The 7,240-nt window shown below is 49.8% G+C and carries 8 protein-coding genes; 5 read left to right on the forward strand and 3 right to left on the reverse strand.

The window, feature by feature from the left end:
• The 3 genes from APU11_RS04295 to icd all read right to left on the reverse strand — a co-directional run.
• The coding region (locus APU11_RS04295) for a helix-turn-helix transcriptional regulator (protein WP_131729154.1) at nucleotides 1–497 on the reverse strand (497 nt) is incomplete at its 3' end.
• Nucleotides 498–514: 17 nt separating this feature from the next.
• Complete coding sequence (locus tag APU11_RS04300; protein ID WP_060578327.1) at nucleotides 515–997, reverse strand: hypothetical protein; 483 nt, start codon at nucleotides 995–997, stop codon at nucleotides 515–517.
• 397 nt (nucleotides 998–1,394) lie between these two features.
• Entirely contained in the window at nucleotides 1,395–2,645 is a 1,251-nt protein-coding gene (gene icd, locus APU11_RS04305) for an NADP-dependent isocitrate dehydrogenase (RefSeq protein WP_013097077.1), read from the reverse strand.
• A gap of 117 nt (nucleotides 2,646–2,762) precedes the next feature.
• Between icd and rluE the strand changes: the two genes are divergently transcribed.
• From rluE to purB, 5 genes are read left to right on the forward strand one after another with little or no spacing between them, the layout of a single operon-like run.
• Nucleotides 2,763–3,416 carry a 23S rRNA pseudouridine(2457) synthase RluE gene (rluE, locus tag APU11_RS04310; RefSeq protein ID WP_029881977.1) on the forward strand — a complete coding sequence of 218 codons (654 nt, stop codon included), beginning with the start codon at nucleotides 2,763–2,765 and terminating at the stop codon, nucleotides 3,414–3,416.
• A gap of 9 nt (nucleotides 3,417–3,425) precedes the next feature.
• Nucleotides 3,426–3,899 (forward strand): NUDIX hydrolase, encoded by a 474-nt coding sequence (locus APU11_RS04315; RefSeq protein WP_029881976.1) that lies wholly within the window; start codon nucleotides 3,426–3,428, stop codon nucleotides 3,897–3,899.
• A gap of 40 nt (nucleotides 3,900–3,939) precedes the next feature.
• Complete coding sequence (gene mnmA / locus APU11_RS04320; protein ID WP_013097080.1) at nucleotides 3,940–5,052, forward strand: tRNA 2-thiouridine(34) synthase MnmA; 1,113 nt, start codon at nucleotides 3,940–3,942, stop codon at nucleotides 5,050–5,052.
• 27 nt (nucleotides 5,053–5,079) lie between these two features.
• Nucleotides 5,080–5,709 (forward strand): high frequency lysogenization protein HflD, encoded by a 630-nt coding sequence (hflD, locus tag APU11_RS04325; protein ID WP_013097081.1) that lies wholly within the window; start codon nucleotides 5,080–5,082, stop codon nucleotides 5,707–5,709.
• Nucleotides 5,710–5,728: 19 nt separating this feature from the next.
• Entirely contained in the window at nucleotides 5,729–7,099 is a 1,371-nt protein-coding gene (purB, locus tag APU11_RS04330) for an adenylosuccinate lyase (protein WP_040019575.1), read from the forward strand.
• Nucleotides 7,100–7,240: the final 141 nt, after the last annotated feature.

A 7,240-nucleotide genomic window follows, 5' to 3' on the forward strand; every position in this document is an offset into this window, starting at 1 on the left:
TACATATACAATTCATGCCTATTCTTCAGGTTTAATTTTTGCAAAATATTACGCCTATGAGAGCTGATTGTCTTTTTTGTTATGTTAAGCATAATAGCAATTTTGTCATCTGTTGCTCCCTCAGAAAATAAAGTTAACAGCAGGGTCTCTTTCGATGATAACTTTTTAAAATAAAGTGCATTGTGAAAATAATCTTGATTTGTTAAATCATTAAAACACTCTATATATTTATCCAAATCATAATTACATGGCAAAATTAACGTTTTTTCCGGTCTATATTTTGAAACTGCGTAACAATGTAAGAAATTATCTGTAATGATTATATCTTGAGTATGATACTTATGATAAAAAATAAGAGCTGGAAGCTTAGCGGTTTGCTCAACGTTATATGTGTAAGATTCAAATACTTTAGAATCGTAAATGAGTTCCCTGATGCCGTAATATAAAAAATAGTTATCAGTAATAACATATATTCTTATTATTTTTTTTGATATCATTTCATTCACCTTGAAAGTCAGAACAAATATCCTAGCACAATGATGAAAGTATCTATTTCTTTGTTATCAACAAGACCCAATTCATATCCTGTATTTAATTCAATATTGTTTGTTAAGTTGTAAAACAAACCAGTACCAAAAGCTGCCCCATAAATTTCATGACTTTGATCAGGTTTCATTTTTGAACCACAAGAAATACCAGCAAGTCCATAAAAATTTATATCTTGTGTGATATTAATAGCGAGCCCCGGCATAATTGATGCGTATTTGTTTTTCAAATAAGAGTTCCCGGAACCGCTGGTATTCTGTATATAAGTACCTGATGCGACCAGTGCAAAATTACCCATATCGTGTTTAAATATCACATTCATGCCATGCATCTTTTCGGCCCCACTCTCTTTGCCTGCAGCATAATTTATAGACATTGAATTACTGGCAAATACTGGCATGGTAAAAGCGCCAAAAAAAAGAAAAGCAGCTGCTAGATTAAATTTATGCATAGTTCCTCCAATAATTTCTCTTAAATATACAGAGATAAAATTGTGTTACCAGCATATAAATACACATGCAAAAGTTTTAATTGCACAACAAAATGTTTATTTTTATATATTGACTAAGGCTACTGACACGAACCAGTCATTCCTGGATAAAGTATTTTAAGGAAATGAAATTCGGGATTGTTTATTTTTGATACATGAGGAAGTAAAATGCGCATACAGTTGATATATTTACAGTAGAGAATATACCCTACCGTAAATTGTTGTGGCAGATACAGAGAGAACTGGAAATAACATCTGCTTAAAAAAGGGTTTTGATAAGCTCTTGATAACCATCCGAAAAATAATAATAAAAACGGGAACCAATCGGCTCCCGTTGTTGTATAACCCAGCTAATAGATTACATATTCGCGATAATCGCGTCACCAAACTCTGAACATTTCAGCAGCTTAGCGCCTTCCATCAGACGTTCGAAGTCGTAGGTTACGGTTTTCGCGTTAATCGCGCCTTCCATACCTTTAACGATCAGGTCTGCGGCTTCGAACCATTCCATATGACGCAGCATCATCTCTGCGGACAGGATGATAGAGCCTGGGTTCACTTTGTCCTGGCCTGCGTATTTTGGTGCAGTACCGTGGGTTGCTTCGAACAGGGCGCATTCGTCACCGATGTTCGCGCCTGGGGCGATACCGATACCGCCAACCTGTGCAGCCAGGGCGTCGGAGATGTAGTCACCGTTCAGGTTCATACAGGCGATCACGTCGTATTCCGCTGGACGCAGCAGGATCTGCTGCAGGAACGCATCGGCGATAACATCTTTAATGATGATCTCTTTGCCGGTGTTCGGGTTCTTAATCTTCTGCCATGGGCCGCCGTCGATCAGCTCACCGCCGAACTCTTCTTGCGCCAACTGGTAACCCCAGTCTTTGAACGCGCCTTCGGTGAACTTCATGATGTTGCCTTTGTGAACCAGGGTCACAGAGTCACGGTCGTTGGTGATCGCGTATTCAATTGCCGCGCGCACCAGACGTTTGGTCCCTTCTTCGGAGCACGGCTTGATGCCGATACCGCAATGCTCAGGGAAGCGAATTTTCTTCACGCCCATCTCTTCGCGCAGGAATTTAATCACTTTTTCTGCGTCAGCAGAGTCAGCTTTCCATTCGATACCCGCGTAGATGTCTTCTGAGTTTTCGCGGAAGATAACCATATCGGTCAGCTCAGGGTGCTTAACCGGGCTTGGGGTGCCCTGATAGTAACGAACCGGACGCAGACACACGTACAGGTCCAGCTCCTGACGCAGTGCCACGTTCAGGGAACGGATACCGCCACCAACTGGCGTCGTCAGTGGGCCTTTGATAGCAACGCGGTAGTCGCGGATCAGGTCCAGCGTTTCTGCTGGCAGCCAAACGTCCTGGCCATAAACTTGAGTAGATTTTTCACCGGTGTAAATTTCCATCCAGGAAATTTTACGCTCGCCTTTGTAGGCTTTCTCAACAGCGGCATCAACCACTTTCAGCATTGCCGGGGTAACGTCTACACCGATACCATCACCTTCGATGAATGGAATGATCGGATTGTGAGGAACGTTAATCTTGCCGTTTTGCAGGGTGATCTTTTTACCTTCCGCCGGAACAACTACTTTGCTTTCCATTAACCTCTCCTTCGAGCGCTTCTGGTTGTTACTGATCTTATGTTAATAAATTGTAATGAGCCCTTCGATAGTACCTGATTGTCCTGCGCCATGAAAGGTCTTCGTTATTAGGCTATAATGCGGCAATTGATAACGCCTGAAAATACCATGAAGAAAACTTCTTTTACAAAACACCGGGTTGAGCGATTCAGCTCACGACAAGCCGCCAGAAGACCGCAAGAAAGCCAGCCAAAGCGGGTTATTTTGTTCAATAAACCCTACGATGTGTTGCCGCAGTTTACCGACGAAGCCGGGCGCAGCACGTTAAAGGATTACATTCCTGTTCAGGGCGTTTATGCCGCGGGTCGTCTGGACCGCGATAGCGAAGGTCTGCTGGTCTTAACCAACGACGGAGCCCTACAGGCAAAACTCACGCAGCCCGGAAAACGCACCGGCAAAATTTACTTTGTGCAGGTGGAAGGTGAGCCGGATGAAGAGGCGCTCGCCGCACTCCGCAACGGCGTGACGTTAAACGATGGCCCCACCCTGCCCGCAGGTATTGAACGTGTGAATGAACCGGAGTGGCTGTGGCCGCGCAACCCGCCCATTCGCGAGCGCAAATCTATTCCCACCAGCTGGCTCAAAATCACCCTTTATGAAGGCCGCAACCGTCAGGTTCGGCGCATGACCGCCCACGTGGGCTTCCCTACCCTGCGCCTGATTCGCTATGCCATGGGCAGTTACACCCTGGATTCCCTGGCTAACGGTGAATGGCGGGACGTTGCCCCTTAAGGAGTCAATATGTTTAAACCTCATGTCACGGTCGCCTGTGTGGTTCACGCGCAGGGGAAATTCCTGGTTGTAGAAGAGAGCATTAACGGCAAAGCGCTGTGGAATCAGCCAGCCGGGCATCTGGAAGCCAATGAAACCTTATTACAGGCCGCAAAACGTGAACTCTGGGAAGAGACGGGCATCCGCGCGGAGCCTCAGCACTTCATTCGTATGCATCAGTGGATTGCGCCTGATAAAACGCCCTTCCTGCGTTTTTTATTTGCCGTCGAGCTTAGCGAAACGTGCGCCACTGAGCCGCACGACGACGATATCGATCGCTGCCTGTGGGTCACCGCCGACGAGATCCTGAACGCGCCAAACCTGCGCTCGCCGCTGGTTGCCGAAAGCATTCGCTGCTGGCAGTCAGGCGCACGCTTGCCGCTGGAGGTCATCGCAGAATTTAACTGGCCGTTTACAGAGGGTGTCAATGGTGGGGGGGCGTGATAGAATACGCCGCCTTGAAGTTCAATGTCGTGAGTATTCCATGTCAGATAACAGCCAGAAAAAAGTGATCGTCGGCATGTCCGGCGGTGTCGATTCCTCCGTTTCCGCCTACCTGTTGCAACAACAGGGCTATAAGGTGGAGGGCCTGTTCATGAAGAACTGGGAGGAAGATGATGGCGAGGAATATTGCACTGCCGCTGCGGATCTCGCCGATGCGCAGGCCGTGTGCGACAAGCTCGGCATTGAACTGCACACCGTTAACTTTGCCGCAGAATACTGGGATAACGTGTTTGAGCTTTTCCTGGAAGAGTACAAAGCGGGCCGTACCCCAAACCCGGATATTCTGTGCAACAAAGAGATCAAATTTAAAGCCTTCCTCGAATTCGCGGCGGAAGATCTGGGCGCAGACTATATTGCGACCGGTCACTACGTGCGTCGCGCCGATGTGAACGGCAAAAGCCAGCTGCTGCGCGGTCTGGACGGTAATAAAGATCAGAGCTATTTCCTTTATACGTTAAGCCATGAACAGATTGCACAAAGCCTGTTCCCGGTTGGCGAGCTGGAAAAGCCAGAAGTCCGTAAAATTGCTGAAGAGCTGGATCTGATCACCGCGAAGAAAAAAGACTCCACCGGTATCTGCTTTATTGGCGAGCGCAAATTCCGCGATTTCCTTGGTCGCTACCTGCCTGCGCAGCCGGGCAAAATTGTCACCGTCGATGGCGACGAAATTGGCCAGCATCAGGGGTTGATGTACCACACCCTCGGCCAGCGTAAAGGCCTGGGTATCGGCGGTACCAAAGACGGTAGCGAAGATCCGTGGTACGTGGTCGACAAAGATGTCGAAAACAATATTCTGATCGTCGCTCAGGGGCACGACCATCCGCGTCTGATGTCCGTTGGCCTGATCGCGCAACAGTTGCACTGGGTCGACCGTGAACCGCTCAAAGGTACCCTGCGCTGCACGGTAAAAACACGCTACCGTCAGACGGATATCCCCTGCACCATTACCGCGCTGGATGACGATCGCATTGACGTGCGTTTTGACGAGCCAGTTGCAGCCGTCACGCCGGGCCAGTCCGCCGTCTTCTACAGCGGTGATATCTGCCTGGGTGGTGGGATCATAGAACAGCGCCTGCCGCTGCCGGCCGTTTAACCCGATAGCACACATAAAGGAGAACGTGTGGCGAAGAACTATTATGACATCACCCTGGCACTGGCAGGAATTTGCCAGTCAGCCCGTCTGGTGCAACAGCTGGCGCATCAGGGTCATTGTGACGCCGACGCGCTGCACGTTTCGCTCAACAGCGTTATCGATCTCAACCCCGGTTCAACCCTGGGTGTCTTCGGTGGCAGCGAAACCAATCTTCGTCTCGGTCTTGAAACCTTGCTTGGCGTGCTTAATGCCAGCAGCCGTCAGGGATTAAACGCGGAGCTTACCCGTTATACGTTAAGCCTGATGGTGCTGGAACGTAAACTCAGCGCAGCGAAAGGCGCGCTGAATACGCTGGGTGACCGCATTGCCGGCTTGCAGCGTCAGCTCGACCATTTTGATCTGCAGTCTGAAACGCTGTTGAGCGCCATGGCCGGTATTTATGTTGATGTTATCAGTCCGCTGGGCCCGCGTATCCAGGTCACCGGTTCACCTGCCGTACTGCAAAGCCCGCAGGTCCAGGCAAAAGTACGCGCCTCGCTGCTGGCCGGTATCCGTGCCGCCGTGCTGTGGCATCAGGTTGGCGGTGGCCGCCTGCAGTTAATGTTTTCTCGTAATCGCCTGACGACTCAGGCAAAACAAATTCTTGCTCATTGTTAACCTCCCGGAGTTGCGAATTATGGAATTATCCTCACTGACCGCCGTATCCCCTGTCGATGGACGCTACGGCGATAAAGTCAGCGCGCTGCGCGGGATCTTCAGCGAATATGGCCTGCTGAAGTTCCGTGTTCAGGTTGAAGTACGCTGGCTGCAAAAGCTGGCCGCCCAGGCAGCAATCAAGGAAGTTCCTGCTTTTGACGCCCAGGCAAACGATTACCTTGATAAAATCGTTGCTGACTTCAATGAAGAAGATGCTGCACGCATCAAGACCATTGAACGTACCACCAACCACGACGTAAAGGCGGTTGAGTACTTCCTGAAAGAGAAAGTGGCAAGCGTTCCGGCGCTGCACGCGGTGTCTGAATTCATTCACTTCGCCTGTACTTCTGAAGACATCAATAACCTGTCTCACGCATTGATGCTCTCTACCGCGCGCAAAGAGGTGGTTCTGCCTTACTGGCGTAAAATCATTGACGCGGTGAAAGCGTTGTCTGTGGAATACCGCGACATTCCCCTGCTCTCCCGTACCCACGGTCAGCCCGCTACGCCATCCACGATGGGTAAAGAGATGGCTAACGTGGCATACCGTATGGAGCGTCAGTATCGTCAGCTGGAACAGGTTGAGATCCTTGGTAAAATCAATGGCGCGGTAGGTAACTACAACGCCCATATCGCCGCTTACCCGGAAGTGGACTGGCATCAGTTCAGTGAAGAGTTCGTGACCTCCCTGGGAATTCAGTGGAACCCGTACACCACTCAGATTGAGCCGCACGACTATATCGCCGAACTGTTCGACTGTATCGCCCGCTTCAACACCATTCTGATCGACTTCGACCGTGACGTGTGGGGTTATATCGCGCTGAACCACTTCAAGCAGAAGACCATCGCCGGTGAAATCGGCTCTTCAACCATGCCGCACAAAGTGAACCCGATTGACTTCGAAAACTCCGAAGGCAACCTGGGTCTGGCCAACGCCGTGTTGCAGCATATGGCGAGCAAACTGCCGGTTTCCCGCTGGCAGCGCGACCTGACCGACTCCACCGTGCTGCGTAACCTGGGCGTGGGGATTGGCTATGCGCTGATCGCCTATCAGTCCACCCTGAAAGGGGTGAGCAAGCTGGAAGTGAACCGCGATCGTCTGCTGGACGAGCTCGACCACAACTGGGAAGTGCTGGCCGAACCGATCCAGACCGTAATGCGTCGTTACGGCATCGAAAAACCGTATGAAAAACTGAAAGAGCTGACCCGCGGTAAACGTGTCGATGCGGAAGGTATGAAACAGTTTATCGATAGCCTCGCATTGCCGGAAGCGGAGAAAACCCGCCTGAAAGAGATGACACCAGCGAATTACATTGGCCGCGCCATCACCATGGTCGACGAGCTGAAGTAATCTCCCCCGCCCCCTTTTCGCCCGAAAAGGGGGCTGCTTTTTCCCCGGTTTACTCAATGTTTATCCCCACAACAACATAATCAGCGTTAGACTGCACATGTCTCTTATACAACTCTTCCGCTGACGACGACGAGATAGGGT

The sequence above is a fragment of the Enterobacter sp. 50793107 genome (assembly GCF_001463365.1).
Classification (GTDB): Bacteria; Pseudomonadota; Gammaproteobacteria; order Enterobacterales; family Enterobacteriaceae; genus Enterobacter; species Enterobacter cloacae.

Coding starts and splice junctions, on each gene's coding strand:
- mnmA (WP_013097080.1), top strand. CDS start 3,940: ATGTCAGATAACAGCCAGAAAAAAGTGATCGTCGGCATGTCCGGCGGT.
- purB (WP_040019575.1), top strand. CDS start 5,729: ATGGAATTATCCTCACTGACCGCCGTATCCCCTGTCGATGGACGCTAC.
- APU11_RS04315 (WP_029881976.1), top strand. CDS start 3,426: ATGTTTAAACCTCATGTCACGGTCGCCTGTGTGGTTCACGCGCAGGGG.
- icd (WP_013097077.1), bottom strand. CDS start 2,645: ATGGAAAGCAAAGTAGTTGTTCCGGCGGAAGGTAAAAAGATCACCCTG.
- rluE (WP_029881977.1), top strand. CDS start 2,763: ATGCGGCAATTGATAACGCCTGAAAATACCATGAAGAAAACTTCTTTT.
- APU11_RS04300 (WP_060578327.1), bottom strand. CDS start 997: ATGCATAAATTTAATCTAGCAGCTGCTTTTCTTTTTTTTGGCGCTTTT.